The organism is Sulfitobacter sp. PM12, assembly GCF_045586035.1.
Classification (GTDB): Bacteria; Pseudomonadota; Alphaproteobacteria; order Rhodobacterales; family Rhodobacteraceae; genus Sulfitobacter; species Sulfitobacter pontiacus.
In genome coordinates this window covers 1,090,454-1,115,680 of the sequence record NZ_CP151529.1, presented here as the reverse complement: position 1 = coordinate 1,115,680, position 25,227 = coordinate 1,090,454, and the positions used below count along the sequence as shown (strand labels likewise).

The 25,227-nt window shown below is 61.4% G+C and carries 27 protein-coding genes; 3 read left to right on the top strand and 24 right to left on the bottom strand.

Translation table 11 applies throughout. The features are described from left to right. Positions 1–14 precede the first annotated feature (14 nt). The 14 genes from AADW22_RS05360 to AADW22_RS05295 form a co-directional block, all read right to left on the bottom strand. Positions 15–1,586 carry an acetolactate synthase large subunit gene (locus tag AADW22_RS05360; protein WP_235183754.1) on the bottom strand — a complete coding sequence of 524 codons (1,572 nt, stop codon included), beginning with the start codon at positions 1,584–1,586 and terminating at the stop codon, positions 15–17. A gap of 14 nt (positions 1,587–1,600) precedes the next feature. Continuing rightward, entirely contained in the window at positions 1,601–3,169 is a 1,569-nt protein-coding gene (locus AADW22_RS05355; protein WP_407474397.1) for a class I adenylate-forming enzyme family protein, read from the bottom strand. Between the two features lie 101 nt (positions 3,170–3,270). Further along, on the bottom strand, positions 3,271–4,998 hold the full coding sequence (locus AADW22_RS05350; protein ID WP_407474396.1) for a SulP family inorganic anion transporter: 1,728 nt from the start codon (positions 4,996–4,998) through the stop codon (positions 3,271–3,273). Positions 4,999–5,002: 4 nt separating this feature from the next. Next, complete coding sequence (locus tag AADW22_RS05345; protein WP_051577563.1) at positions 5,003–5,887, bottom strand: MBL fold metallo-hydrolase; 885 nt, start codon at positions 5,885–5,887, stop codon at positions 5,003–5,005. 182 nt (positions 5,888–6,069) lie between these two features. After that, positions 6,070–6,507, bottom strand: a complete 438-nt coding sequence (locus AADW22_RS05340; RefSeq protein ID WP_005851974.1) for a DUF302 domain-containing protein — start codon at positions 6,505–6,507, stop codon at positions 6,070–6,072. Between the two features lie 71 nt (positions 6,508–6,578). Continuing rightward, positions 6,579–7,604 carry a c-type cytochrome gene (locus AADW22_RS05335; RefSeq protein ID WP_407474395.1) on the bottom strand — a complete coding sequence of 342 codons (1,026 nt, stop codon included), beginning with the start codon at positions 7,602–7,604 and terminating at the stop codon, positions 6,579–6,581. Continuing rightward, the gene (soxC, locus tag AADW22_RS05330; RefSeq protein ID WP_407474394.1) at positions 7,588–8,850 is read right to left on the bottom strand and encodes a sulfite dehydrogenase; all 1,263 of its coding nucleotides are present in this window, start codon (positions 8,848–8,850) and stop codon (positions 7,588–7,590) included. The genes AADW22_RS05335 and soxC overlap by 17 nt, the downstream gene beginning before the upstream one ends. 24 nt (positions 8,851–8,874) lie before the next feature. Continuing rightward, positions 8,875–10,578, bottom strand: coding sequence for a thiosulfohydrolase SoxB (soxB, locus tag AADW22_RS05325; protein WP_407474393.1), 1,704 nt, complete (start codon positions 10,576–10,578; stop codon positions 8,875–8,877). A 96-nt stretch (positions 10,579–10,674) separates the two neighbouring features. Continuing rightward, positions 10,675–11,529 carry a sulfur oxidation c-type cytochrome SoxA gene (soxA, locus tag AADW22_RS05320; protein ID WP_407474392.1) on the bottom strand — a complete coding sequence of 285 codons (855 nt, stop codon included), beginning with the start codon at positions 11,527–11,529 and terminating at the stop codon, positions 10,675–10,677. Between the two features lie 27 nt (positions 11,530–11,556). Beyond that, on the bottom strand, positions 11,557–11,886 hold the full coding sequence (gene soxZ / locus AADW22_RS05315) for a thiosulfate oxidation carrier complex protein SoxZ (protein WP_037943597.1): 330 nt from the start codon (positions 11,884–11,886) through the stop codon (positions 11,557–11,559). Positions 11,887–11,904: 18 nt separating this feature from the next. Then, positions 11,905–12,324 carry a thiosulfate oxidation carrier protein SoxY gene (soxY, locus tag AADW22_RS05310; protein ID WP_064216228.1) on the bottom strand — a complete coding sequence of 140 codons (420 nt, stop codon included), beginning with the start codon at positions 12,322–12,324 and terminating at the stop codon, positions 11,905–11,907. 38 nt (positions 12,325–12,362) lie between these two features. Continuing rightward, positions 12,363–12,839: a sulfur oxidation c-type cytochrome SoxX gene (gene soxX / locus AADW22_RS05305; RefSeq protein ID WP_037963481.1), complete on the bottom strand. Its 477-nt coding sequence runs from the start codon at positions 12,837–12,839 to the stop codon at positions 12,363–12,365. Between the two features lie 119 nt (positions 12,840–12,958). Continuing rightward, complete coding sequence (locus AADW22_RS05300; protein WP_407474391.1) at positions 12,959–13,531, bottom strand: SoxW family protein; 573 nt, start codon at positions 13,529–13,531, stop codon at positions 12,959–12,961. A gap of 18 nt (positions 13,532–13,549) precedes the next feature. Then, positions 13,550–14,290: a cytochrome c biogenesis CcdA family protein gene (locus AADW22_RS05295; protein WP_037943593.1), complete on the bottom strand. Its 741-nt coding sequence runs from the start codon at positions 14,288–14,290 to the stop codon at positions 13,550–13,552. 71 nt (positions 14,291–14,361) lie between these two features. On the opposite strand from AADW22_RS05295, the gene AADW22_RS05290 reads away from it, so the two are divergent. Both AADW22_RS05290 and AADW22_RS05285 read left to right on the top strand, forming a co-directional pair. After that, positions 14,362–14,748, top strand: a complete 387-nt coding sequence (locus AADW22_RS05290; protein WP_037963487.1) for a hypothetical protein — start codon at positions 14,362–14,364, stop codon at positions 14,746–14,748. 84 nt (positions 14,749–14,832) lie between these two features. Then, a complete protein-coding gene (locus AADW22_RS05285; protein ID WP_005851955.1) occupies positions 14,833–15,150 on the top strand; it encodes a helix-turn-helix transcriptional regulator in 318 nt (105 codons plus the stop codon). A gap of 7 nt (positions 15,151–15,157) precedes the next feature. Here the strand turns inward: AADW22_RS05285 and AADW22_RS05280 are convergent, their stop codons facing one another. The 5 genes from AADW22_RS05280 to AADW22_RS05260 form a co-directional block, all read right to left on the bottom strand. After that, positions 15,158–16,123, bottom strand: a complete 966-nt coding sequence (locus AADW22_RS05280) for a DNA topoisomerase IB (protein WP_037943590.1) — start codon at positions 16,121–16,123, stop codon at positions 15,158–15,160. Between the two features lie 3 nt (positions 16,124–16,126). Continuing rightward, positions 16,127–16,342, bottom strand: coding sequence for a DUF2945 domain-containing protein (locus AADW22_RS05275; protein WP_037943589.1), 216 nt, complete (start codon positions 16,340–16,342; stop codon positions 16,127–16,129). A gap of 68 nt (positions 16,343–16,410) precedes the next feature. Then, a complete protein-coding gene (locus AADW22_RS05270) occupies positions 16,411–17,217 on the bottom strand; it encodes an ABC transporter permease (protein WP_200867178.1) in 807 nt (268 codons plus the stop codon). After that, positions 17,210–17,977, bottom strand: coding sequence for an ABC transporter ATP-binding protein (locus AADW22_RS05265; RefSeq protein WP_180828833.1), 768 nt, complete (start codon positions 17,975–17,977; stop codon positions 17,210–17,212). Before AADW22_RS05265 ends, AADW22_RS05270 begins: the two co-directional genes overlap by 8 nt. 69 nt (positions 17,978–18,046) lie before the next feature. Then, positions 18,047–19,066, bottom strand: coding sequence for an ABC transporter substrate-binding protein (locus AADW22_RS05260; RefSeq protein ID WP_074635256.1), 1,020 nt, complete (start codon positions 19,064–19,066; stop codon positions 18,047–18,049). Between the two features lie 241 nt (positions 19,067–19,307). On the opposite strand from AADW22_RS05260, the gene rpe reads away from it, so the two are divergent. After that, positions 19,308–19,997, top strand: a complete 690-nt coding sequence (rpe, locus tag AADW22_RS05255; protein ID WP_037943580.1) for a ribulose-phosphate 3-epimerase — start codon at positions 19,308–19,310, stop codon at positions 19,995–19,997. A gap of 97 nt (positions 19,998–20,094) precedes the next feature. Here rpe and AADW22_RS05250 read toward each other — a convergent pair whose 3' ends face one another. The 5 genes from AADW22_RS05250 to AADW22_RS05230 form a co-directional block, all read right to left on the bottom strand. Continuing rightward, positions 20,095–21,588, bottom strand: a complete 1,494-nt coding sequence (locus AADW22_RS05250) for a class I adenylate-forming enzyme family protein (protein WP_037943578.1) — start codon at positions 21,586–21,588, stop codon at positions 20,095–20,097. Between the two features lie 84 nt (positions 21,589–21,672). Next, the gene (locus AADW22_RS05245) at positions 21,673–22,446 is read right to left on the bottom strand and encodes an oxepin-CoA hydrolase, alternative type (RefSeq protein ID WP_037943576.1); all 774 of its coding nucleotides are present in this window, start codon (positions 22,444–22,446) and stop codon (positions 21,673–21,675) included. After that, complete coding sequence (locus AADW22_RS05240; RefSeq protein WP_005851938.1) at positions 22,443–22,871, bottom strand: PaaI family thioesterase; 429 nt, start codon at positions 22,869–22,871, stop codon at positions 22,443–22,445. Before AADW22_RS05240 ends, AADW22_RS05245 begins: the two co-directional genes overlap by 4 nt. Continuing rightward, complete coding sequence (locus AADW22_RS05235; RefSeq protein ID WP_132997029.1) at positions 22,852–23,985, bottom strand: acyl-CoA dehydrogenase family protein; 1,134 nt, start codon at positions 23,983–23,985, stop codon at positions 22,852–22,854. The genes AADW22_RS05240 and AADW22_RS05235 overlap by 20 nt, the downstream gene beginning before the upstream one ends. Next, positions 23,982–25,187, bottom strand: a complete 1,206-nt coding sequence (locus tag AADW22_RS05230; protein WP_005851934.1) for an acyl-CoA dehydrogenase family protein — start codon at positions 25,185–25,187, stop codon at positions 23,982–23,984. Before AADW22_RS05230 ends, AADW22_RS05235 begins: the two co-directional genes overlap by 4 nt. Between the last annotated feature and the right edge of the window lie 40 nt (positions 25,188–25,227).

The window sequence follows — 25,227 nt, the reverse complement described above, 5'->3', positions numbered from 1 at the left end:
AGTTGGCGCAGGCGCTACATCACCGCTTCGATCAGATACGGACCTTTATGCGCCAACCCTGTCTCGATCGCGAGCTCAAGCGCTTCGCAATCTGTGACTTGCGTCGCCTCTACCCCCATCGACTTTGCCATCTGTGCAAATTCCAGCGTCGGCTGGTCAAGCGACAGCATATCCATCGCCTTGGGGCCCGCATTGCTGACGCCGACATTGGTCAGCTCGCCGCGCAGGATCTTGTAGACGCGGTTGGCGAAGATCACGATGGTGATGTCCAGCCCCTCTCGCGCCATCGTCCAAAGCGCTTGCACCGTGTACATCGCGCTGCCATCCCCGATCAGCGCCATCACCTTGCGGTCAGGGCAGGCCACGGCCGCCCCGATCGCCACGGGCATGCCATAGCCGATGGACCCGCCGCAGTTGTTCACCCAAGTGTGCTTGGGGGCCCCTGCTGTTGCGGGGAAGAACGCGCGGCCTGTGGTGATCGCCTCGTCGATGACAATCGCATCCTCGGGGATGGTGCGCGCTAGGGCTTGCGCGATGCCGCCCGGCTCCAACGGGCCGCTGGGTTTGTCGGGGGTGGCGGCTTCGGCCACATGGGCGGGCGGAGTGTCCGCCGCACCCACATTGCCGCACAGCGCTTCCAGCGCCCCCGCGATATCCTGCGCGGTGGTGCAGAGGTTGGTGATCTGCGTGCCCTCGGCGGTCAGGATCGCGGGCTTGTTCGGATAGGCGAAAAAACCGATGGGTGCGCGTGCGCCCAGCAGAACGATGCGCTTGAACGGGGCCAGCGTCTCTAGCGCCTGATCGATGGGATAGGGCACGCGGTTGACCACCACACGCCCTGCCCCGCGTTCCTGCCGCGCATTGGCCCATTCGCTTAGCAGTTTGCAGCCCGTCTTGGCCGCGATCCGCCCCGCAATCTCAAGCATCTCGGCGCTGAGCGCGGCACCGCCCAACAGCAGCAGGCTGTCGGGGCCGGACAGCGCGGCGACGGCTTCCTCCAACGCCGCCGCGTCGAAGGCAGGGCGCTGTGCAGGCTCTAGCGCGGGCGCGACAGCGCCGCCTTCGTTCCAGGCGGTGTCACTGGGCAGCATCAGCGTCGCCACCTGCCCCGGTGCCACATTTGCCGCCTGCACCGCACGGGCGGCATCCGCGCCCACATCCGCCGCCGACATGGATGTATGCACCCAATGGGACACGGGCCGCGCGATCCCTTCGATGTCAGAGGTCAGCGGCGCGTCCAGCTCGATATGCGTGACCGCATGTTCGCCGACAATATTCACCACGCCCGAGCCTGCCTTTTTCGCGTTGTGCAGGTTCGACAACCCGTTGGCGAGCCCTGGCCCAAGGTGCAGCAGGGTGCAGGCGGGCTTGCCGGCCATACGGTAGTACCCATCCGCCGCCCCCGTCGCCACGCCCTCTTGCAGGACAAGGATCGACCGCATGCCGGGCACGTGATCCAGCGCGGCAACAAAGTGCATTTCCGACGTGCCGGGATTAGTGAAACAGGTATCAAGCCCACTATCGAGCAGCGTCTGCACAAGGCTATCGGCCCCGTTCATCTGGTCTGTATCGTCTTGGTCGCTCATGTCATCTTCCTTGTTCACGCAGAAACCGCCGCCCAGAAGGGCGCGCGCAATTCTTTCTTGAGGATCTTCCCGATAGAGCTGCGCGGCAGTTCTTCGCGCAGTTCCACCGCCGACAGACGCTGGCTTTTACCCAGTTTGGCGTTGGCGTCAGCGCAGATATCATCGCCCGAACGCGTCGCCCCCTCGCGCAGCACCACCAACCCGTAAGGCGTTTCGCCCCAAGCGTCAGAGGGCACGCCGATCACGGCGGCATCCGTCACATCGGGGTCGGCCAACAACACCAGTTCAAGATCGTCGGCATAGATGTTCAACCCGCCCGAGATGATCATATCTTTCTTGCGGTCCGACAGGATCAAAAAGCCGTCCTCGTCAAAACGGCCCATATCACCCGAGCGGAAGAAGACGTTGCCCGCTGCGTCGCGCCAGATGTAGTCAGCCGTCAGGTCATCGCGCCCGAAATACCCCGCCATCATCGTCGGCCCGCGACCGCAAATTTCGCCCACGGTGCCCTTGGGAACCTCTTTGCCCGTTTCGTCAATCAGGCGGATTTCATTGCCCGGCGCAGGCTGGCCCACCGTATGCAGCTTGTCGGGATGTTCGGCAGAATTCAGCACCGTGACCCCGCCGCCTTCGGTCAGACCGTAGTATTCCAGCAGCTTGCCGGGAAAGCGCGCCAGCACATCCGCCTTGACCTCGGCCCGCAGCGGCGCGGAGGTGGAGAATTTCACCTGCATCGATGACAGGTCGAAGGCGTCAAAGTCAGGCACGTCCATGATGCGTTTGTATTGCACAGGCACCAGCATCGTGTGGGTGATCTTTTCGCGCTGCACGATCTCGAGGTACCCGCGGGCGTCGAACTTCGGCATCAGATAGACGGTCGAGCCGCCATAAAGCGTCGGCAGGAAGGACACGATCGTTGTGTTGGAATACAGCGGCGTCGACAGCAGCGTGCGGGCGTTATCGTCATATCCGTTGGGCGACACGCGGTCCATCTGCGCCGACCGCATCCAGTGATTGTGCAAGATGCCCTTGGGCGTGCCGGTCGTGCCCGAGGAATAGATCAGGTTGAACGCATCCGACATCTCGATCTGGATTTCGGGGTCGGAGTCCGAAGCCCCGTCAACCGCAGCGCCATAAGGCTGAAACGCGGGGTGGTCGAAATCAATGGCAAAGCGCGCCAGATCCAGATCGGCGATAAAGCCATCGACCAGTTCAAGGTATTGCGCCGCGACAAAGATCGCGCGTGCGCCGCAGTCGGTCAGCATCTTTTGCAGCGCATCGGGCGAGGCCATCGTCGACAGCGGCGTCACGCAGGCCCCTGCCCGCAAGATGCCCATAAACAGCTCTGCATAGGGAATGGAATTGGGCGAGATGATCGCGATATTGTCGCCCTTGCTCACCCCCATCGACAGCAGCAGATTGGCGATCTTGTTGATGCGCTGGTCGAATGCCCCCCAGCTGACGGTTTGCCCGTCACAGACCAGCGCAAGTTTTTCCGGATGTGCTTTGGCGTTGTCGCGCACGACCTCGACGATGGTTTTCGTGGGTGTCGTCGCCGGTGCCGGCGGATTGATCGGTATCATATCACTGTCCTGAAATAGTTCTCTCCCCGCTGCGGAACGCCGTTCCGCAGCCCCTGACAGCAGTTGTAACGATCAAACAGAAACTTGCAAACGATGGGTGACTATGCGGCAGCTTTTCCCAAGGCGACATAGGCTGCATGCTGGGACAGGAACACGCTGCCTGTCAAATCCGAGATGAAATGCTGCTTTTTCAAACGGTCCATGACAGGGCCTTTGACCTCGGATAGGTGCAGTTTGATCCCCATGTCGCGCAGCCTTGCGTTGATCGCTTCAAGCGATTCCAGCGCGCTAAAGTCGATCTCGTTGATGGCAGAGCACATCAGCACGACGTGGCGCAGACAGGTATTGCCCGCCAGCCGGTCGTAGATGCAATCCTCCAGGAACCGCGCGTTGGCGAAATACAGGCTCTCGTCGATGCGCAGGGTCAGCACCGTGGGGCAGGTCTCGACCTCGTGGCGGTTGATATTGCGGAAGTGTTCGGTGCCCCGGACCAGCCCGACTTCGGCAATATGCGGTTTGGTGGTTTTATAGAGATGCAGAAAGATCGACAGCACCACCCCGCAGGTCACCCCCAATTCGACCCCGCTGCCCAAAGTTATCAACATGGTCGACAGCACGGCAGCGAAATCGGATTTGGAATAGCCCCATGCCTTTTTCAGGATCGAGAAATCCACCAGCGTCAGCACGGCCACGATGATCGTCGCAGCCAAGGTCGCTTGCGGGAGAAAGAAGACCAGCGGCGTCAGCGCCAGTGCGGCCACGGCCAGCCCCACGGCGGTATAGGCCCCCGCCGCCGGTGTCTGCGCCCCTGCGTCAAAGTTCACCACAGACCGCGCAAACCCGCCCGTGACCGGATAGCCACCCGTAAAGGCCGCGCCGATATTGGCCGCCCCCAGACCGATCAGCTCTTGATCCGGATTGATCCGCTGACGCCGTTTCGCGGCAAGCGTTTGCGCGACAGAGATGGATTCAACAAACCCGATGACAGAGATCAGAAAAGCCGGCAGCAGCAGGCTGCCCATCAGATCGAATGACAGGTCCGGCAGGGTCAGCGGCGGCAGGCTTTGCGGCACGGCACCCACAATCTTGACGCCCTGCCCCGCGAGATCAAAGGCCCAGACCGCCAATGTGGTGACAACCACCGCCGCCACGGGCCCCGCCTTGGTCGCCACATCCGCCGCCCGTGGGCCCACGCCACGCGCGCGCAGGAAAGGTTTCAGCCCCTTGCGCACCCAGAACAGAAACAGCGTCGCGGATACGCCAATCACCACCGTCGTCCCGTTCACCGTTCCCAGATTGGCCCAGATCGACATCAGCAGCTCTGCCAGATTGCCGCCAGAGGCATCAATGCCCAGAATATGCTTGATCTGGCTGGCGGCGATGATCACACCAGAGGCGGTGATAAAGCCCGAGATCACGGGGTGGGACAGGAAATTCGCCAGAAACCCCAGTTTGAACACGCCCATCACCAGCAGCATTACCCCAGACAGCAAGGCCAGCGTCAACGCGGCGACGGCATAGCCCATCGTGCCCTGATCGGCGATATTGCCCAAGGCGGCGGCTGTCATCAGCGACACCACCGCCACCGGCCCCACCGCCAACGCGCGGCTGGTGCCAAAGACGGCATAAAGCAGGATCGGCGCGATCGATGCATAGAGCCCCGCTTCGGGCGGCAGCCCCGCCAACAGCGCATAGGCCAGCGATTGCGGGATTAACATGATCGTGACGATCACCGCCGCGATCAGATCATTGGACAAGGCCGCCTTGTCGTAGTCGCGCCCCCAGTCGAGGACGGGCAGATAGCGGCGGGCAGCGGCGGGAATACGCACCTGATTACAACCCGTTCACCGGCACCTTGAGCATCAGGTTCCCGTCCTTGTCGCGCGGCATATGCCCTGCGCGCATGTTGACCTGAAGCGACGGGATGATCAGCTTCGGCATCGACAGCTGCGCGTCGCGTTCGGTGCGAAAGGCGATGAATTCCTCGCGCGTTTTGCCGCCGCCCACATGGATGTTATGCGCCTTCTCTTCGCCCACGGTGGTTTCCCACTGGATATCGCGCCCATTGGGACCGTAGTCATGACACATAAACAGACGCATGTCGTCCGGCAGGGACAAGACCTTCTGGATGCTGTCATACAGCTCTCCGGCGTCGCCCCCAGGGAAATCCGCGCGGGCAGAGCCGCCGTCGGGCATGAACAGCGTATCGCCCGTGAAGGCGGCATTGCCCATGACATGCACCATGCATGCGGGCGTGTGACCGGGGGTGTAGATAGCAAAACATTCCATGCCGCCGACGCGGTAGCGATCGCCATCCTTGAACAAGGCGTCGAACTGCGACCCGTCGCGCTGGAATTCCGTCCCCTCGTTGAACACTTTCCCAAAAGTGTCCTGCACGGTCATGATCTGCTCTCCGACGCCGATCTTGCCGCCCAGCTTTTGCTGGATATAGGGCGCGGCAGACAGGTGGTCGGCATGGACGTGGGTCTCGATGATCCACTCCAGCGCGAGCCCCTGCGCTTCGACCTCGGCGATGAGCTTGTCCGCGTGGTCATAGGTGATCCGTCCGGCGGCATAGTCGATATCCATCACGGAATCGATGATCGCACAGGCGTTGGAGTTCGGATCCCGCACGATATAGCTGATCGTATTGGTCACCGGATCAAAGTGGCCCGAGACATCGGGGATGACATCCATATTCACGGGGTATTCAGTCATGGTCACCTGCTCCGTTTGCGCTTTTTCGCCCGACATCTGAAGGCTGCGCCCCGTCGTCGAGTCGAACATATTCATACTATGGAATTTTTTATCAAGGAAGCGGATTGTGCTGCCCGACCGCCACAGCCGCCGCGACAAAGCGTCCTGTGCCTGCCGCCTGCTCTACGCAACAGCGGCAGCATTCAGAACCCGTCCAGCGCGCTTTGCGTGATCTCGTCCAGCAGGGCCTGCACCTCTTGCATGGGGCCGTCCGGGTAGGTCGGATACCCGACAGAGACCGCGCCGTCGATGTCGGTGACAAAGATGCTGTAGGGACAATGGGCGATGTTCATCGGGTCCGCCTCCATCACCTTGCGCGACACCACGGCAGAGCAGAACAGAAACACGTCTGCCGCGCGAAAGATCTCGACATCGCTGCCGACGTCGCTGGCGGTACGGGCCAGCATCTCGCCCGTGTGGCTGACGTGGTCGATCACCAGCCCCTTGCCGACAATCGCGTTCTCGACCGCGAAGGTCGCATCGTCAAAGCTACCGTCATAGGCATAGGTCACGGCCTGATCCTGAGCGGCGAGCGGCGCGGCACAAAGGCAAAGTGCTGCGGCAATCTGTAACGGTCTCATCCTTGTCCTTTCACAAACGGGCGCGGGCCTATCCTATCACCCTCGCCGCACGTCGCCAATCATGCGCACCGTCACGGGGCCGGAAAGCTGTTGAGATACGCGATCACCGCCTTGATCTCGGCATCGCTTTTCAAGCCGGAAAACCCCATCTTGGTGCCCTTCATAAAGCTGCGCGGTGCTGCCAGAAAGGCGTCCAGCGTCTGGGGTGTCCAGATCAGACCATCCTCTGCCTGCGCCATCAGGGCGCGCGAGTATTTGAACCCCTCGACCCCACCGGCAGGCGCACCAACGATCCCGTTCAGGACCGGGCCCGCGCGGTTTTTGGCGCGTTTGCCCAGCTGATGGCAGGCTTTGCATTTGCGGAACACCAACTCTCCATCCGCGAGCAAGGCAGGGTCGGCAGCAGGCTCTGACACCGGCTCGACATTAGCGACGGGCGTTTGTTGCGGCACAGTCGCGGGGGCGGCGTCCTTGGGTGTCACATCCAGCGACAGCGCGCGCATGGTAACGTTCACGCTTTCCTTGCAGTCCTCCATACACGGGTCGATCTGCCAGCGCGGCAATTCCGTAGTGTCGCGATCATCGCGGAGGAAACCGTCGGCATTGGGCATCTGGACCGCGGCGAAGTTATTTTTGGACAGGGTAAATTCCTCTGCCACCAGATCGTTAGAATACAGGATATACGCCACGATGGCATAGACCTCATCCGCCGTCAGCGTTCCCGCATCGCCATAGGGCATGGATCGGCGGATATAGTCGAAGCTTGTGGACAGATGCGGCCAATAGGACCCGACCGTCTTGACCGGATCGGCATCCGCCAGCGTGTCCTGACCGCCCGCGAGCGCAGGCCAGTTCCCGCGGCCTTCGGCAAAGTCCCCGTGGCAGGCGGCGCATTTGTCGGTAAAAATCGCTTCGCCCGTCAGCACATCGCCCTGCCCCTCGGGCAGACCGCGCCCATCGGGCATCACGTCCACATCCCAGGCCGCGATCTCTTCCGGCAGTGCGGCGCGGCCCAGACCGAAGGGGGCCCCCGCCAAGGGCAAAGCCGTGGCCGTGGCGATGACGCATGCAGCAATGGTGTTAAGAAAGTTCGACATTTTCAACGCTCCCGTCCGCGTGCAGCCACCATGTCTGGATGCCGTTGTTATGGTAGACAGAGTTCAGCCCCCGCACCGCGCGCAGTTGCGTTTTCGTCGGCTGGACATAGCCCGTGTCATCCATCGCGCGGGATTGCAGCAGCATCTCTGTGCCGTCCCACTGCACATCGAGGTAAAAGCGGCTGAGCGCCATCGGCGTGCCCTTTTGGGCCAATCGCGCGGTTTGCCAGCTTGCGCCACCATCGGTCGACACATCCACGCGGGTGATCGCACCGCGCCCTGACCATGCCAGCCCGGTGATCACCAAAGGCCCCGCCCCATGGGGCACCGGCGCTTGCGGGCTTGGTGCGGTGATGACTGATTTCGCGTCCATCGCCCACGTCCATTTGCGGCTGGAGCCATCGGCCAGCGTATCGGTGTATTTCGACGTTTCCTCGCGGCTTTCGACGGGCGCGTCCGTGACCTCTATCCGGCGGAGCCATTTGACCCAGAGGTTGCCCTCCCACCCCGGCACGACCAGCCGCACGGGGTAGCCGTGTTCCTTGCGCAGCGCCTCGCCATTCGCTTTGAACGCGACAAGCACATCGTCGAGCGCCTTATCCATCGGGATCGACCGCCCGTTCGACGACGCATCCGCCCCCTCGACATACACCCATTTGCCCGCGGGGTCATAGCCCGCTTCCTCCAGCAGCAACCGCAGGGGCACGCCGGTGTATTCCATATTATGGATCATGCCATGGGTGAACTGCGCCCCGTTCAACTGCGCGCCGGCCCATTCCATGCCCGAATTGGCGGCACATTCGCAGAAATATACGTGATTTTCGCGCGGGAAACGTTCCAGATCGGCGTAGGTGAACACCAGCGGGCGGTCCACCAGCCCGTTCACCATCAGGCGGTAATCCTGTTTCGACAGTTCGATCGCGCCCGAGTGATGCCGCTCAAAGGCGCAGCCCTGCGGGGTGATCGTACCGTCCAGCGCGTGGATCGGGGTGAAGTTGATCGAACTGATGGTATCCGCCGTCAGCCAAGGCACATTGCGCCGTACCACGTCTTGCTCGAACCGGATTGGCAGACCGTAGGGCGTCACATCCACCCCATCGCCCAAGCCCTGCGCCCAGGGTTGCGGTTCAACGATCAAGGGATCGGGCGATTGCGCGGCAGCGCTACGGGCCGCCATCGCCCCTAGTCCAGCAGTCGCCGCGCCACGCAAGAAGGCCCGTCTGTTCGCTGTCTTCCGTGGTGCCATGGCCTTGCCTTTCATGCTGCCCTGTTACGCGCCCTTGACGATGACGCTGGTGTTGGGGTCCAGCGACACGCTGCCCTGCTTGCGGATGTGGCTTTCGACCACGTCCCAGATCGCGGGGCCCTCGGTGCCTTCGTTCACGCTAGCCCAGCCTGCAACCTGATACGTCTTGGCCGGATCGATACGTTCCCCGGTTTTCAGCAAGGTCAGTTCAGTGATGCGGCTGCCTTGCGGCTGGGTCACGTCAATGCGGTAGCCAAGCCCGCCTGTGCGCACCATGTCACCGCCCTGCTGGTAATAGGGGTTAGGGTTGAACAGGTTGTCGGCCACATCTTCCAGCACGACATGCAGGAATTCACCCGTCATCTCGGTCCGGTAGGCTTCGGGGTAGGTCATGGAGGTGACGTTCCAGATATCCTCGCGCGTGATGTCCTGCCCCGGCAGGATCGACGGCCCCCAACGCACACCCGGGCTCAGCGCGATATCGGCCTCGCGCTCGGAAAGCAGCGCGTCGCAGATCAGATCATCCCAGGTGCCGTTGAAATTACCGCGCCGGTACAGCAGCGTGTCTTCGGCGGTGGTGCCGATGACTTCGGTCAGTTGGTCAAGATAGGGGGCGCGTTGTGCGTCGATCAGCGCGGTCATCGCCGGATCAGGCGCAATCACGTCAGAGAAGATCGGGATCAGCTTGTGTCGGAAGCCCATCATGCGGCCGTTGCGCACGTCCAGATCGACGCGGCTGACGAATTTGCCGTTCGACCCCGAGGCCACGATGATCGTCTCGCCCACCAGCACAGGTTCGGGCAGCGCGTCATGGGTGTGACCCGACAGGATCACGTCGATCCCCGTCACCACGCCTGCCATCTGCTTGTCCACATCAAAGCCGTTGTGGCTTAGGCAGACGACCAGTTCAGCCCCTTTGGCGCGGACCTCGTCCACCATTTCCTGCATCCGTTCATCGCGGATACCGAACGAGTATTCGGGGAACATCCAGCCGGGGTTGGCAATCGGCATATAGGGGAAAGCCTGCCCGATCACCGCGACTTTAACGCCGCCTGTCTCGTAGAACTTGTAGGGTGGGAAAAGCTCTGTCGGTTCGTCCCATTCGGCGTCAAAGATGTTCTGCCCCAGTGCGGCAAAGGGCAGCCCCTCGACGATCTCTGCCACGCGGTCAGAGCCGAGTGTGAATTCCCAGTGAAAGGTCATGGCGTCAGGCTTGAGCGCATTCATCACGTTGACCATGTCCTGACCTTGCGTGTGATAGCAGGTGTAGCTGCCGTGCCATGTGTCGCCGCCATCCAGCAGCAGCGCATCGGGCCGGTCCGCGCGGATCTGGTTGATCACACTCGCCACACGGTCCAGACCGCCCATCTTGCCATAGCCCTGCGCCAGAGCCGAAAAATCGTTATAGGTCAGCGCATAGGCCGAGGGGCTGCCGTCCGCGATCCCGTAAAGCTTGCGGAAATCCGCGCCGGTCAGATGCGGCACCTTCCCGCGGTTCTCGCCCACACCGATGTTGACCGAAGGCTCGCGGAAATAGATCGGTTTCAACTGCGCGTGGATGTCGGTCACGTGGATCAGGCTGACGTTGCCGAAAGTGTCGAATTCAAGTAATTTATCCTGCGTCAACGCCTGCTGCGCGGCGAGCTTGCCCCAGTTGCCAAAGGACGACGCACCATACAAAGCCGTTGCAGCCATGCTGGCCTGAAGAAAATCACGACGAGAGATCATAGGTTGGCCTTTTCGACGCGCAATTCATATGCGCATATTTGAATAAAAATATGATAAAAAGACCCGCCTCGCATCGGCGAAACGGGTCTTTTTAGGTTAGTTCCGGACAGAGGGCCCTTCGACCGACAACCCGTTCCCGCGCGAGCCGACGTACAGCTCTAGTGCGACAAACTCGGGGCTTCCGGGGTCAAAGGTCTCGGCACGGGTGTCGCGTACACAGCCTTTGAAACGGGCCTGCACCGCGTTCAGCTTGGTGTTTTTCAGACGGTAGGTCGGGAAACCGTTGATCTGGCCCTGGCTCAGGTGGTCGGCACGGATCATGTTGCCATAATTGTCTTCGTGGCAATTGGCGCAGGACAGTTCAAGCTGGCCAAAACGGGTATAGTAGATCTCTTTGCCCTGCTCCCATGTGGATTGGGCCGGACCGTCGATGGCGATGTTCACCGGCATCCCCCGCGAAACAGAGGAGATCAGCGCCGTCATGTTCACCATGTCGCCGCCGGTGTATTTCCACTTTTCCGCCCCCATGCGGTTCTCGCGGCAATCGTTGATCTGCATTTCCAGCGTGCGCACCTCGCCCGCGGAGTCGACATACTTCGGATAAACCGGACGCACGCCTGCCATCTCGGCCGAGGCCCCGTGACAATCCGCGCAGGATTTACCCTCTGACCCGTCAGCGGTGTTCCAGACGTCCTCGGCCTGTTCCACAAAGATCATGCCGGCGTTGTCGAAATCATCGGCCTGCATCGCGCGGGTCTCGGTGCCGCGGAAAAGCCAGCCCGACATGACCTCGTCTACCGCGTCCGCCATATGCGCGGGGGCGGCAGTGCGGGTCACGATGTCGATCTCTTCGTTGATCACCAGCGTATCATCCACGGGATCGGCGAAGGCCCCCGTCGACATCAGCGCCGCAGCAAGGCACGCGCCCAGACCTTTTGTGAAATTGCTCATTCCTGTTCCTCCCAAGGATGCGGACGCTTAGCTGATCGCGATGTCTTTGGTTTCCTCGTAGACATCGCCGTCATCGTCATACCACGTGAAGGTGAATGTCCCCGCTTCGGGCACGGTGGCGTCGAATTCGAAATACGGGTTGGTCGAGATCGCGGGCTCCATCGCGACATCGATCACATTCTCGCCGTTAAAATCGCAGGTGAAACGGTTGATGATCGACCGCGGGATCGTGTTGCCGTCGCTGTCCTTGCGCTGGCCGGATTCCATCTTGTGGCTGATCAGGGTCTTGATCGTGATGGTCTCGCCAGCCGCTGCTGACTTGGGGACTTTGACGCGGGGTTTTACACCAGATGCCATGTTTTTCTTCCTCTCGCCTTAGCCGCCGCAGCCGCCGATTGTTACTTTGATTGTGCTGGTCGCCTTGGCGAAAGAGCCGTCGGCCAGCTTGGCGATGGCCACCACATCCTGCGTGCCCGCCAAGCGGATGCGGGTGGAGGCGTGCTGCGTTGCTGCCAGCGGGCCGAACTTGAAGTTCGCCACAGGCGGCGTGGGGTTGCCAAGCGCCAGCACCATGATTTCAGTGGCACCGGGGGCGTCGACCTCGATCGGGACGGTATTGCCGTTTTCCGCAATCTCGGGGGCGGTCAGGGTCACGCCGGTATCAGCCATCTGCGCACCGCCGGTGAAGGCAGCAATCGCGTCATCCCCGGCAGCGGCCACGGCCAGCTTGGGCAGGGACAGTGCGGCAAAGGCACCTGCCCCCATCGCAATCGCGCTACGTCGTGTAAATTCCATTATCATCACTCCTGATCAGATCCCGCTGGGTGGGGTTCTTAGTCTTTCAACGTGGCAAGATAGGCCACGACATCCTCGATCTGCTGGGCGGCCAGAATAGGCCCCAGCGTGTCATCAGCCGCCTTGCCGGTATAGCCCTTTCCCGGACGGATATAGCCGCTGTCCTTGTAGAACGCGGGCATCATCGTCCCCTCGAACAGCATCTTCGCATTGGCCACGATGCCGCGCAATTCAGCCTCGGTCCAGCGGTCCCCCGCCCCATCCAGCATCGGGCCGATTTCGCCCTGGAACGGGATATCGGGCAAAGCGCTGACCTGATGGCAGGCGATGCAGTTGCCAAGCTTTTTGCTGCCCACGATCTTGGCCCCCTCTTCGGGGTTACCGGGAGTGCCGGTCAGCGATTGTTCAACTGCGCCATACTCATCATAGACCACGTCACCGGGGGCCACGTCGGCCGCATGCGCCGCCGCGCCAAAGCCGACAGAGGCCACCAGGGCAAATACGGAAACTTTCATGCGTCCTCCCACAGACATCTATTTTGAAAACCCTACTGCCCGCGCCAAAATGACGCAACTATAAATTCAATTTATTGAATTTCTTATAGCAGCACGGCATTTAGCGGATCCTACCGCCGTTATTCCTGCTCTTCAATGAGCATACGCGCGTGATACTTCTGGAACGTCTCGTCCCCCTCATATCCCTTGTCGACGACCCAGTTCATCATGTGAAAGGTCGTCGCCGGACCAAAGGCACCGGGGACCGTCGCGACCGCCGCTTCAACGGCCGTCTGCCCTTCCTCTACGGTCTGGGGGAAATACATCAGCGTCGGCGTGAACATATGACGCCATTTGCGCACCATGTCCTTCTCGGGCAATGACTCTCCGTCAAAGTCGGTGACCTCGACATCGCCGAACATGTTGATCTGCACGACAAAGAAGTTCTCGCGCAGGTAGGCATCGATCTTGGGCAGCGGGAAAACCTCTTCGTGCATCTTGTTGCAGTAGATGCAGCCGCGCTGTTCGATGATGACCATCAGGCGCTTGCCCTCGTCCGTCGCCTCGGCCAGATCGTCGCGCAGGTCTTTAAAGGTCTCGCGCATCCAGGCGGTTTTGTGCAAACCGTCATCCCCCAAGGTCGCGGCACTGCCCGCAGTCACCATACAAGCGACAGCCGCCAGCGCGGCCAAAGCGTTTCGGATCATCTTCATCAAAAGTCCCTCCGGTTGTTAGCCAATGGCGCTGAAAACAGGGAAGGTTTCAAGCATCCACTGCGCAATATAATTGATCGAGTTGGTGGCGATCAGCAGGCCAAAGACAATCAGCAGAACCCCCATCGCCTTTTCTACCGTGCCCAGATGTTGCCGGAACCCCGCCATCCAGCGCATGAACGGCCCGATGAACAGCGCCGCCAGCACGAAAGGCGCGGTCATGCCCACGCCGTAGGTCAGCAGCAACAGCGCACCCGAGCCCGCCGTCTCGGCCCCCGCAGCGGTGAACAGGATGGCCGCAAGCACCGGCCCGACGCAAGGGGTCCAGCCAAAGGCAAAGGCCAGCCCGATCACATACGCCCCCAGAAAACTGGTCGCGGTCGTGTTCCCCGCATCCGCACGAAACTGGCGATATAGAAAACCGATACGGATCACGCCCAGAAAATGCAGCCCCATCGCAATGATAACAGCCGCAGCGACCCATCGCAAAATATCGAAATAGTCTCGCACGATCTGGCCAAAGGTCGTGGCCACCGCCCCCAGCCCGACAAAGATCGTGATCACCCCCGCCGCAAAGAACAGCGCCGCGATCACCGCACGCCGGCGCACGGCGGCATCCACCGGCCCGTCTGCCGTGATCTGGTTCATGCCGACGCCCGCCAGATAGCTCAGATAAAAGGGCACGATCGGCAGGATGCAGGGCGACAAAAAGGACAAAAGCCCGGCAAATGCCGCGCCCAGAAAGGTGATTTCAAGCATGCAGGTTGCCTTTATCTTGTGCCATTCACATATTCACATTAAGTATTTTGAAATCAACAGGTGAATTCCCTATGCGGTTGCGCACTGCTTTCTTGTCTCTCTCGGTGGCCGCAGGTCTTGCGGTTTCCCCTGTGATCGCCGCGGCCCAGACCGCGCTGATCATGGTCGAGGAACAGGGCTGCGTATGGTGTGCCCGTTGGGATGACCAGATCGCCCCGATCTATCCCAAGACCCAAGCGGGCAAGGCAGCCCCGCTGCGCCGCGTTGATATCAACGATGACAAACCCGCCGATCTGCACTTTGCCCGCAGCCTGCATTACACGCCGACGTTCGTGTTGATGGTCGACGGCCATGAGGTGTCGCGCATCGAAGGCTACCCGGGCGAAGATTTCTTTTGGGGCGTGCTGGAAAAAATGCTATCCGACGCCAAATTGATGCCAGACCCCGCCAAAAGCTAGCGCCCCTTGCGATATGCGCACGCCAATCCCCTTTTATTCAGCTAAGGATGTTAACCAGTGGGTAACCCCGGTTCCGACACAGAAATGAGCCAAGCCGATCGGGACCGTATGGCCGAAAACGCCGCACGTGCCTCTAACTTCCTCAAGGCGATCAGCCACGAGGGGCGGTTGATGATCCTGTGTCACCTCTCTGCAGGCGAAAAATCCGTCACCGAGCTGGAAGAGCTACTGTCAGCCCGTCAGGCGGCGGTATCCCAACAGCTGTCACGCTTGCGGCTTGAAGGGCTGGTAACGCCTCGCCGCGACGGAAAGACGATCTATTACCGGCTGGCCGATGACCGTCCGCAAAAGATCATGGAAGTCGTCTATGATATGTTCTGCAAACCGGACAACGACGGGTAAACGCGGCTCAGAGCTGCTCCAGATACGTCAGCAGCCGCGCTTCCGAGGCGAATAGCCCGGTCTTGCGCCCGACCTTGATCTCGGGCGGGGCTTCGCCCGCCAGATCGATCACCGCCGGATGGATATAGCTGTTGCGCGCCACGGTCGGCGTATTGCTCAGCTGTGCGGCGGCGGCTTCGGCCAATTGCTTGATGGTGGCCTGCCCCTTCTCGGCGGCCTCGAAGGCGGCAACGGTGCCCGCCCATGTACGGAAGGTCTTGGCGGTAAAGTCGTCGCACCCCGATGCTTCGGCGATATAGGCGTTCAATCCGGCTGAGTTCAACTGATGCACCTCGCCCTGCGCATCGGCCCATGTCAGCAGCTCCGCCCCCGGCAGGTCGTTAATTTTCTCCAGCGTTTTGGCCAGCGTCCGGTCGTTGATCTGCCGCCGCACCTTCTTGCCGCCCTTGGCCGTATAACGCAGCCGGATCACATTCCCGTCGAGTTTGACATGGCGCGACCGCAGGGTCAGCGTGCCATAGCTGCCATTCTCGCGCGTGTAGTCCGGATTTCCCACCCGCAGCGACGCGCGGTCGATCAGCGTGACGGCGCTGGCCAAGGCAAAGCTGCGCTCCCCCGCCTGCTGATCCAGATCGCGAGCGACAAAGCGGCGCAGACGCGGCAAAGCATGCGCAAAATCCACCAGGCTCGCGAATTTCGTCTCTGCCTGCGCCTCTGACCATTTTTCGTGATAGCGATATTGTTTGCGATTGCGGGTGTCGCGCCCCGTGGCCAGCAAATGCCCGTTCGCCAAAGGCGTCATCCACACGTCTTCATAGGCGGGCGGCACCGCCATCGCTTCCAGCCGCGCGCGCTCTTCTCCGCGAGCAATAGTTGTGCCGTCCGGTGCCTTATAGGTAAACCCGCGCCCGCGCCGCTGACGCGAAATTCCGGGGCGGTCATCGCCATAATAGGTCAGCCCCGCGCCGCTCATATGTCAGACAGCCTCGACTTCCGACGACAGCTTGAGCACCTCATCCCCGTCGTCTTGCTCGATCAGCAGCGCCGGATCATCATCGGACCCGTTTCGCGTGACTTCGGACCCCTTCAACGTACGGGTCACACTTTTGGTAAAGCGTTCTGTCACCTTGCCACTGGCAGTGCCCTGCCCCCAGTCCCATTTGACCTTGGTGCCCTTGGATATCCCTGACATCGTCGTCCCCTTCCGCACTGTTTGGTGTGAAAGGATAACGACCTATGCCCGAAACGGGTTCCCTCCGATCAGACCCGCCAGCGCAGCACGCGGGTTTCGATGGCGGCAATCACGGCGCTCACGCAAACCCCAAGCACCGACAGGATCACCACCCCCGCAAACAGACGTTCAAGATCATAAAGACTGCCGGCCTCAAGGATATAAGCCCCGATGCCATATTCCGCGCCCAGCATTTCAGCGGCCACCAACAGGATGATTGCAATCGCCAACGAGATGCGCAGCCCCGACAGGATGCCCGGCATCGCCCCCGGCAGTACGATCTTGCGCACGATCGACCACCACGACAGACCAAAGCTCTGCCCCATACGGATCAATCCGCGGTCCACATTGTCCACCGCAGCATAGGTCGCCACGACCGTCGGCGTGAATGTCCCAAAGGCGATCAGCGCGTATTTACTGCCCTCGTCAATGCCGAACCAGATCACGAACAACGGCAAAAGCGCAATCTTGGGGATCGGGAACAGCGCCGCAACCAGGGGCACCAGCCCGGCACGCACATAGCTGAACAGCCCGATCATCACCCCGACGCCGACACCAACCAAAGCCCCGAGCGTCGCCCCAACAGCCAAGCGGCTGAGCGAGGGGGCCAGATGTTTGAACAGCATCCCCGATTGCCACAGTTCGACAAAGGTCATCGCCACATCCGAGGGGCGCGGCAACGTCAGGTTGGAGATAAAGCCGCTGCGCGTGCCCCATTCGGCCAACAGGATCAGCAGGACAAAGACCAAAACCCCCATACCCCGTCGTTGCTTGGGGGCAAAACCGCCGCCGCGAAAGGCGACGGGGCGGCTATTTGTATGTGCTACATCAGACATGGATCAACTCCGCATCGGCGGCGGCGGCTTCTTCGCGCATCAGCCCCCACAAATGTTGTTGTTGCGCCTCGAGGGCGGCATCGCCATAGGCACGCTCTGCCAGCGGGGTGGTCAGCTCGACCACTTCGCGGATCTGCCCGGGGCGGCGAGATAGCACCACGATTCTGTGCCCCAGCCGCACGGCCTCTGCCAGATTGTGGGTGACATAGACGGCGGTGAAAGGCTGGCGGGTCCACAGGCTGATCAGATCGTCCATCAACAGCTCGCGCGTCTGGCTGTCCAAGGCGCTCAGCGGTTCGTCCATCAACATCACCGCAGGGTTCACCGCCAGGGCGCGTGCGATGGCCACCCGCTGTTTCATCCCGCCCGACAGCTGTTTGGGCAGGGCATCGGCAAATTCGGTCAGTTTGGTACGGGCCAGCACATCGTCGATGATTTGCGCCCGCGCGGCGGCGTCCAGACCATGATCCTCCAGCACCAGCGCCACATTGCCGCGCACGCTGCGCCAGGGCAGCAAGGCGAAATCCTGAAACACGTAGGTGAGCGGGTTCAGACAGCCGGCTGGGGGCGTGCCCAGTTGCAGCACCTGACCCGAAGTCGGCTGCTCCAGCCCGCCCAGCATCCGCAGCAGGGTCGACTTGCCACAGCCCGAAGGCCCGACGATGCAGACAATCTGCCCTGAGGGGATATCAAGGTTGATATCGCGCAGCACTTCGGTCTCGCCATAAGTATGGCTGACCCCCGCTAACCTAAGATCCATGAGAAACGTCCTGAAATATCAAAGGCCGGGCAAAGCCTGCCCGACCTGTCGTTGGTATAGATGGCGCGATCAGGCGCCGATGGTGTCGACGAAAGACGTGTCGATCAACGTCTCAAGCGTGATATCCGCATCCACCAGCCCCTCGGACTGGAACCAGCTCAGCTGGTCACGCACAGAGGCGACGTTCAACGCGGCCCCCTCGTTCAGACGCATGGTGCCGTTGACAATCCCCGGCGTCGCGGCCTCGAGCGTTTTGTCGGTGTAGACGTAGTTGTGGATCAGCTTGACCATCTCGGCCACGCCTTCCGCACCGGCGGTCTGTTCGATCATCGCTGCGTTGTAGTCAGCCACCCCCTTGGCATAGGCCGCAAGGTAATCCTGCGTCTGCTGCTTTTCCTCACTCGCGTTCTTGGTCGAGGTAAAGACCGTGGTGACCTGATAGTCGGGCAGATAATCGGACACGTTCCCGATGATATGCACGGCACCCGAGCCCGCCAGTGGCTTGGCAATATGGGGCACGATGGACCAGCCATCAATCTGGCCGGTCTTCAGCGCGCCGATGATGGCACCCACCTTCTGCAACGGCTTGAACGACAGCTCGATCCCCTCGGCCTGCGCCATCTTTGACCCCATATAATGGAACGACGATCCCGCCGTGGTCATGCCAAAGCTCTTTCCGTCCAGCATCGCAGGCGCGGTCACACCCGCCTGATAGGCCGCGTCCGAGGCCAGAAACTTCTGCCCGTCAATGCCCTTCTCTTCAGACAAGGCACCGCCGATCACCTTGATCGCACCCTTATCCGCCAGCGACACCAGCCCGCCCGAGATCGCGGTCACGGCATAGTCGACATCCCCGCTGGCAATCGCCACGGCCATCGGTTGGGCGGCCTGAAAGAACTTGAGCTCGACATCCAGACCGGCCTGCTTGAAATACTCGCGCTGATAGGCCACGAATGTACCGGAGTGGCTGGTGAAACGCAGCGCGCCCAGAGTGATCTTTTTGCCCTGCGCAACAGCCGGTGCAGCAAGCCCGACCGCGGCAGCGGCCCCCATGGTCGCCAATGTCTGGCGGCGGTTGAATGTGGTCATGATATCCTCCCCTTGAATTTGCGCGCACAATGGGTCGTGGCATGACGTAGTGTCAAGCGCACGCCCCCCGAAAACCACCCTCACGAACGAAGCGTCACGGCCTGTGGCACCAAGCCTCGCCCGCTTCCAAATGGCCTTAAATCCTCGCCGAAGGCTCCCCAGATTGCCAGCGCGTACGACATTGCCTATATGGGCGTCACCGCTGCATCAGCCCCCTCCCTTTCACAAAAGGCCCGATTCCATGACCTTCGACCGTTCGATCAAAATCGCCCCTTCCATCCTTGCTGCCGACTTTGCCAATTTCGGGGCAGAGTGCGACGCCATCGAAGCGCAGGGTGCGGACTGGGTACATGTCGATGTAATGGACGGGCATTTCGTCCCGAACATCAGCTTTGGCCCGACCACCTGCGCCGCGATCCGCCCCCATATCAAGGGCGTGATGGACGTGCATCTGATGATCGCACCCGTGGATCCCTACATCGATGCCTTTGCCAAAGCCGGTGCCGATGTGATCACGGCCCATGTCGAAGCCGGCCCCCATATCCACCGCACGCTGCAAGCGATCCGCGGTGCCGGTGCCAAGGCCGGTGTCGCGCTGAACCCCGGCACGCCTGCCGCAGCGGTCGAGCATCTGCTGGACGTTGCCGATCTGGTCTGTGTGATGACCGTGAACCCCGGTTTCGGCGGGCAGAAGTTCATCGATATGAGCGACAAGATCCGCACCCTGCGCGCGATGATCGGTGACCGTCCGGTGCATATCGAAATCGACGGAGGCGTTGATGTGAACACCGCTTCCAGCGTGGCGCAGGCGGGGGCGGATGTGCTGGTCGCAGGCTCCGCGGTATTCCGTGGCGGGTCTGTCAGCAACCCTGCCCCCTACGGCGAAAACATCCGCGCTATCCGCGCCGCTGCGGAAGGCGTCTACGTCTAAGCGCCAGCCGCACACCAGCGACAAAGGAAAAGGCCGGCCCCCACCACGGGGGACCGGCCTTTTCCTTAACACCGCACAGGGAACAATCAGAAGCCAATCAGGCCAGCTGATCCTTGAATGTCTCGATCAGCTTGTGCTTGAGGATCTTGCCCGTGGGGGCCGCAGGCAGGGCCGTTCCGATGATAAACTGGCTGGGGCGTTTATAGCCAGTCAGCCGTTCCTTGACGAAGGCCTTCAGGTCTTGCGGGTCCAGCGTATCGCCCTCGGCGATCTGGACGAAGGCCAGCACCTCTTCGTCATTGCCTGTGGACCGGCCCACCACGGCGGCCTGAATGACCTGCGGGTGATCGTTGATCGCGGCCTCTACCTCGGGCGGGTAGACGTTGAACCCGCCGTGGATGATCAGCTCTTTCGAGCGGCCCAGAATATGCAGATGACCGTGTTCGTCGAACGTCCCCAGATCGCCGGTGCGCAGCCAGCCATCCTGGCCGAGGACTTTGGCGGTTTCCTCGGGGTTCTTGTAGTAGCCCTTCATGACGTGGGCCCCACGGGTCAGGACCTCGCCCTTGCCATTGCTGCCGCCTTCGACGGTATCATCAATCTTGGTCTCGACACCGGGCAAGGACGGGCCGACCGAGATATCGGGCGATCCCAGTGGGTTACTGGTGGCCGAGATACCGGCGGTGGATTCCGTCATGCCATAGCCGTTCTGGATCGCGACGCCGTAAAAGGCTTCGGCCTTGCGCTTCCACGTGGGGTCCAGCGGTGCCGCCCCCGAAGATACATAGCGCAGCGTTTCGGAGTTGAGCTGCGTGAGCCCCTGCTCTTTCGTGTATTGCATCAGCAGCGCGTGCATCTGCGGCACGGCCGACAGGAAGTTCACCCCCGTGGTCAGCGCGGTATAAAGCTTTTCGGCCGAGAAACGCGCCTCCAGCCGGATTTCGGCACCGGCGCAGCAGGAGGCGGTCATGACTGAACACAGCCCGAAAACATGGGTCAGGGGCAACACGCCATAGACCACATCGCCTGCATTGATCCCCCGCAGCGTCGCCGAGGCATTGCCGCCAAAGCGCACGTTGGCATGGGTCAGCATGACGCCCTTTGGGTCGCCCGTTGTGCCGGTGGTATACAGCAGCACCGCCACATCGCTCAGATCCCCATCAGGGTTGCTGGCGATCGGCGTGGCCAGATGCATCGCGCCGAAGGCACCGGTGATCTCTGCGGCATCCAGCCGTTCCGCATGGGCTGTCGCATCCGGTGAGGCGTGGCAGGTCATCAGCACAGCAGCAGGCGCCGCGTGGTCAATGATCCGCTGGATCTCGCCCGCGCTTTGGCGTGCATTGACGGGGATGATGACTGCGCCGGCTTTCCACGTGCCAAACACAGTGGCCACGGCGGCGGCACAGTTTTCCGACAGCATCAGCACGCGGTCGTTGGGCTGCACACCGGCATCCTTGAGCGCCTGCGCGATGTCATCGCTTGCCTTGTCGAACATCTTGTACGTCCAGCGTACCCCTGTGCTGTCGCTCAGCGCGGGCGCGTCCCCGCGTGCGGCCACTTGATCCGCCAGAAATTGCTCTACACGTACCATTATATTCTCTGCCTCCCCGCAGTCTTTCAGAACCCGGTCAGCGCGTCTGGCTGCGGGTTGGGTCAATAGATCGGTGGCCGAGGGTCAGCCGCCGTAATTCGGTGTGCGCTTCTCGAGGAAAGCGGCGATGCCTTCGGCGGCTTCATCTGCGCCGGTGGCATGGGCCATGGCGTCACATTCCGCTTCAAGCTGGTCGGCCTCGGACACGTCATAGCCCTGCGCGACCAGCCCGCGGATCACCCCTTGGGCTTCGCGGGGGCCTGCGGCCAAGCGGTCGGCAAGCGCCATTGCGGCCTCGAACGCGCCGCCCTTGTCGGTGACGGCATTTACCACGCCCAGATCATGCATGCGTTCAACGGTGACGGGCTGCGCCAGCAAGCACATCTCCATCGCGAGCTGCCGCGGCAGCGCACGCGCGAGCGAGGCGGTCAGCCCCCCGTCGGGCACCAGCCCCGCCTTGACGTAAGCAGCGGTGAACTTGGCACCGGCGGCGGCAACGATCAGATCGCAGGCCAGCGCGAAAGACAGCCCCGCGCCCGCGGCACCGCCTTCGACGGCGGCGATCACCGGCACCGGACAGGACCGGATCCCGCGGATCAGGCTGTGCAATTCGTTGATCTTGCCCCGACGTTCATCTTTGGGCATGTCGCGGCGGGCAATCAGGACATTCAGATCGCCGCCCGCGCAAAAGAAATCCCCTTCGGAGGTGAGGATCACGGCACGGATACGCGGCTCGGCGGCCATTTCAATCGCTTGGCCGATGCAGGCGTAAAGCTCGGGCGACAGGGCCCCCCGCTTGTGCGCGTTTCCGTTCCAGATGACGATCCGGTCACCCTTGTCTTCGATCCGAGCGCTCATTTCAGTTTCTCCTGTGGGACGCGCTTGAACACGCCGGTGGATGTCGCAATGACCGTGCCGTCTTCGTGGACGAGTTCAGCGTCGATATACAGCAGGCTGCGGCCACCGCCCTTGATCGTGCCGGTCGCGGTCACGCGCCCGGGCTGCCCCGCGGCCAGAAACTGGGTCGTCAGCGAGATCGTGAGGAACGGGTGCTGGCCGGTGGGATCCACGCTCAGCGATCCGGTCATGCCACAGGCGTTATCCAGCAATGTGGCGGCAATACCGCCATGAAGGACCCCATGGCGGTTAAAGTGTTGCGGACCCAGATCAAGAAAGCAGCGCCCGTGGGCCGGATCGGATATGTCGACGACATATCCGACCAGGGTTTGGGTACCGGTCTCGTCCCGGATCAGCTGGCTTTCGTCAGGCTGCTGCAAGGGCAATGAAACGCTCCAGATGGTGGTCTGTGTCACCAAAGCGGTGGTCTGCCATGATGATACGCTTGGCGATGTGGGCCAGTTCGTATTCTTGCGTCATGGCGATACCGCCGTGCATCTGGATGCTGTCTTCGGCAACCAGACGGCCCGCGCGACCCAGCAGGTTCTTGGCGGCAGAGATATGCGTCTCGCGCGCTTTGTACTCCGCTTCGAGGTTGCCCGCGGCAACGATCACGGCAGAGCGCGCCTGCTCCATCTCGATCAGCAGGTCGGACATGCGGTGCGCGAGCGCCTGGAACGTGCCGATGGGCTTGCCGAACTGCTTGCGGGTCATCAGGTATTCGCGGGTCAGGCGGGTTGCCGTTTCCATCGCCCCCAGTGTTTCCGCACAGATCGCGACATTGGCCGCAGCGACGCGCGCCTCGATCGCCTTGAACGCCTTGCCCGCTTCACCCAGACGGGCAGAGGCAGGGACGGTCACATCATCCAGCGTGACTTCGGCGGCACGACCACCGGCCAGCAGCGCATAACCTTGCAGCGTGATGCCCTTGGTATCTGCCGGCACGAGGAACAGCGAGATCCCGTTTTCGTCACCTGCCTCGCCGCTTTCGCGGGCAGAAACGATCAGCATGTCGGCGTTTTCAGCGTTGACCACAACCGCCTTGCGACCGTTCAGCACCACGTTGTCGCCATCGACCTTGGCGGTAGAGGTCACCTGGTTCAGGTCATAGCGGCTGGTGGGTTCGCCGTGGGCAAAAGCCACCTGCAACGCGCCACCGATCAGCTCTTCGACATGGGCCTGCTGGTCTTCATTGCCCAAGTCGGCAATCAGACCGCCGCCCAGAATGGCGGTATCAAGGAAGGGTTCGACCACGCCTGCGCGGCCCAGTTCCTCGAACACGACGGCGATGTCGAAACCAGCGCCGCCAAAGCCGCCCTGATCTTCGGTGAACAGCGCGCCAATGACGCCCAGTTCGGCCAGACCGTTCCAGATGTCGGCGGAAAAGCCGGTGTCGCTTTCAAGGATCTTGTTGCGGGCTGCTGTATCGTATTTGTCGCGCAGGAAACGGCGCAGACTGTCTTGCAGCATTTGGCGTTCTTCTGTCAGGTCGAAGTTCATGCTCCACCTCCCATCGTTGTTTTGGCAATGATCTGGCGCTGGATTTCGTTCGAGCCGCCAAAGATCGACAGTTTACGGTTGTTGAAATATTGCGCGGCGACGGGGCCGGCATTCAACGGATCAGGCAGGGCCAGGTTCGACCCTTCGATCGCTTCGGATGCGAATGGCATCGCATAGGCACCCGCCGCACGACGTGCGAGGTCGTTGATCTCCTGACGGATGATCGTGCCTTTGACCTTCAGCATCGACGATTCAACGCCCGGTGCCGCGCCCGCTGCCGCCTTGGAGACGATGCGCAGGTTTGTGGTGCTCATCGCCATCAGGTCGATTTCAACCTGTGCCACACGTGCCGCGAAATGCGGGTTCTGCATCAACGGCTTGCCGCCGGACATCTCTGCCTTGGCGATACGTTTGACCGCGGTCAGACCCGCTTGCGAGAACCCGACGCCCGCGATGTTGGTGCGTTCGTGGGTCAGCAGGTACTTGGCGTAGGTCCAGCCTTCGTTCTCTTTGCCGACAAGGTTTTCGACCGGCACTTTCACATCCGAGAACCAGACTTCGTTCACCTCGTGGGTGCCGTCGAGCAGGATGATCGGGCGCACTTCGACGCCGGGGGTGTCCATGTCGATCAGCAGGAAGGAAATACCCTCTTGCTGCTTGACCGTCTTGTCGGTGCGTACAAGGCAGAAGATCATGTTCGCGTGCTGACCCAGCGTGGTCCACGTCTTCTGGCCGTTGACGATGTAATGCGTGCCTTCGTCGTTCAGGACCGCTTCGGTCTTGAGCGAGGCAAGGTCGGACCCCGCACCCGGCTCGGAATAGCCCTGACACCACCAGTCTTCGCCCGACAGGATGCGGGGCAGCCAGTAGTCGTTCTGCTCTTGCGAGCCGAACTTTTGCAGCACGGGCGCGAGCATCGACAGGCCAAAAGGCACAATGCGTGGCGCATAGGCGGCAGCAGCTTCTTCTTCGAAAATGTGACGCTGCACCGCGTTCCATTCCGCACCGCCAAATTTCTTGGGCCAGTTCGGGGCCAGCCAGCCTTGGGCGTTCAGGATAGCATGCCACTGTTCCTGACCGTCTTTACCCAGCTCTTCACCCTTGCGGATTTTGTCGCTCATTTCCTTGGGGAGCTTTTCCTCAAGAAAGGCCCGCACTTCGGCGCGGAAAGCCTTTTCTTCGTCGCTATAGCTCAGATCCATTTGTCTTCCTCCGGTTTATACTGTCGGGCATTGCGCCCTT

Bases quoted from the DNA above. Each gene is read 5' to 3' on its own strand.
- AADW22_RS05355 (WP_407474397.1), bottom strand. From the start codon at position 3,169: ATGATACCGATCAATCCGCCGGCACCGGCGACGACACCCACGAAAACC.
- AADW22_RS05295 (WP_037943593.1), bottom strand. From the start codon at position 14,290: ATGCTTGAAATCACCTTTCTGGGCGCGGCATTTGCCGGGCTTTTGTCC.
- AADW22_RS05235 (WP_132997029.1), bottom strand. From the start codon at position 23,985: ATGAACTTCGACCTGACAGAAGAACGCCAAATGCTGCAAGACAGTCTG.
- AADW22_RS05290 (WP_037963487.1), top strand. From the start codon at position 14,362: ATGCGGTTGCGCACTGCTTTCTTGTCTCTCTCGGTGGCCGCAGGTCTT.
- AADW22_RS05345 (WP_051577563.1), bottom strand. From the start codon at position 5,887: ATGACTGAATACCCCGTGAATATGGATGTCATCCCCGATGTCTCGGGC.
- soxX (WP_037963481.1), bottom strand. From the start codon at position 12,839: ATGAAAGTTTCCGTATTTGCCCTGGTGGCCTCTGTCGGCTTTGGCGCG.
- soxY (WP_064216228.1), bottom strand. From the start codon at position 12,324: ATGGAATTTACACGACGTAGCGCGATTGCGATGGGGGCAGGTGCCTTT.
- AADW22_RS05280 (WP_037943590.1), bottom strand. From the start codon at position 16,123: ATGAGCGGCGCGGGGCTGACCTATTATGGCGATGACCGCCCCGGAATT.
- soxZ (WP_037943597.1), bottom strand. From the start codon at position 11,886: ATGGCATCTGGTGTAAAACCCCGCGTCAAAGTCCCCAAGTCAGCAGCG.
- AADW22_RS05285 (WP_005851955.1), top strand. From the start codon at position 14,833: ATGAGCCAAGCCGATCGGGACCGTATGGCCGAAAACGCCGCACGTGCC.
- AADW22_RS05300 (WP_407474391.1), bottom strand. From the start codon at position 13,531: ATGAAGATGATCCGAAACGCTTTGGCCGCGCTGGCGGCTGTCGCTTGT.
- soxB (WP_407474393.1), bottom strand. From the start codon at position 10,578: ATGATCTCTCGTCGTGATTTTCTTCAGGCCAGCATGGCTGCAACGGCT.
- AADW22_RS05260 (WP_074635256.1), bottom strand. From the start codon at position 19,066: ATGACCACATTCAACCGCCGCCAGACATTGGCGACCATGGGGGCCGCT.
- AADW22_RS05360 (WP_235183754.1), bottom strand. From the start codon at position 1,586: ATGAGCGACCAAGACGATACAGACCAGATGAACGGGGCCGATAGCCTT.
- soxC (WP_407474394.1), bottom strand. From the start codon at position 8,850: ATGGCACCACGGAAGACAGCGAACAGACGGGCCTTCTTGCGTGGCGCG.
- AADW22_RS05335 (WP_407474395.1), bottom strand. From the start codon at position 7,604: ATGTCGAACTTTCTTAACACCATTGCTGCATGCGTCATCGCCACGGCC.
- AADW22_RS05340 (WP_005851974.1), bottom strand. From the start codon at position 6,507: ATGAGACCGTTACAGATTGCCGCAGCACTTTGCCTTTGTGCCGCGCCG.
- rpe (WP_037943580.1), top strand. From the start codon at position 19,308: ATGACCTTCGACCGTTCGATCAAAATCGCCCCTTCCATCCTTGCTGCC.
- AADW22_RS05265 (WP_180828833.1), bottom strand. From the start codon at position 17,977: ATGGATCTTAGGTTAGCGGGGGTCAGCCATACTTATGGCGAGACCGAA.
- AADW22_RS05230 (WP_005851934.1), bottom strand. From the start codon at position 25,187: ATGGATCTGAGCTATAGCGACGAAGAAAAGGCTTTCCGCGCCGAAGTG.
- soxA (WP_407474392.1), bottom strand. From the start codon at position 11,529: ATGAGCAATTTCACAAAAGGTCTGGGCGCGTGCCTTGCTGCGGCGCTG.
- AADW22_RS05275 (WP_037943589.1), bottom strand. From the start codon at position 16,342: ATGTCAGGGATATCCAAGGGCACCAAGGTCAAATGGGACTGGGGGCAG.
- AADW22_RS05245 (WP_037943576.1), bottom strand. From the start codon at position 22,446: ATGAGCGCTCGGATCGAAGACAAGGGTGACCGGATCGTCATCTGGAAC.
- AADW22_RS05250 (WP_037943578.1), bottom strand. From the start codon at position 21,588: ATGGTACGTGTAGAGCAATTTCTGGCGGATCAAGTGGCCGCACGCGGG.
- AADW22_RS05270 (WP_200867178.1), bottom strand. From the start codon at position 17,217: ATGTCTGATGTAGCACATACAAATAGCCGCCCCGTCGCCTTTCGCGGC.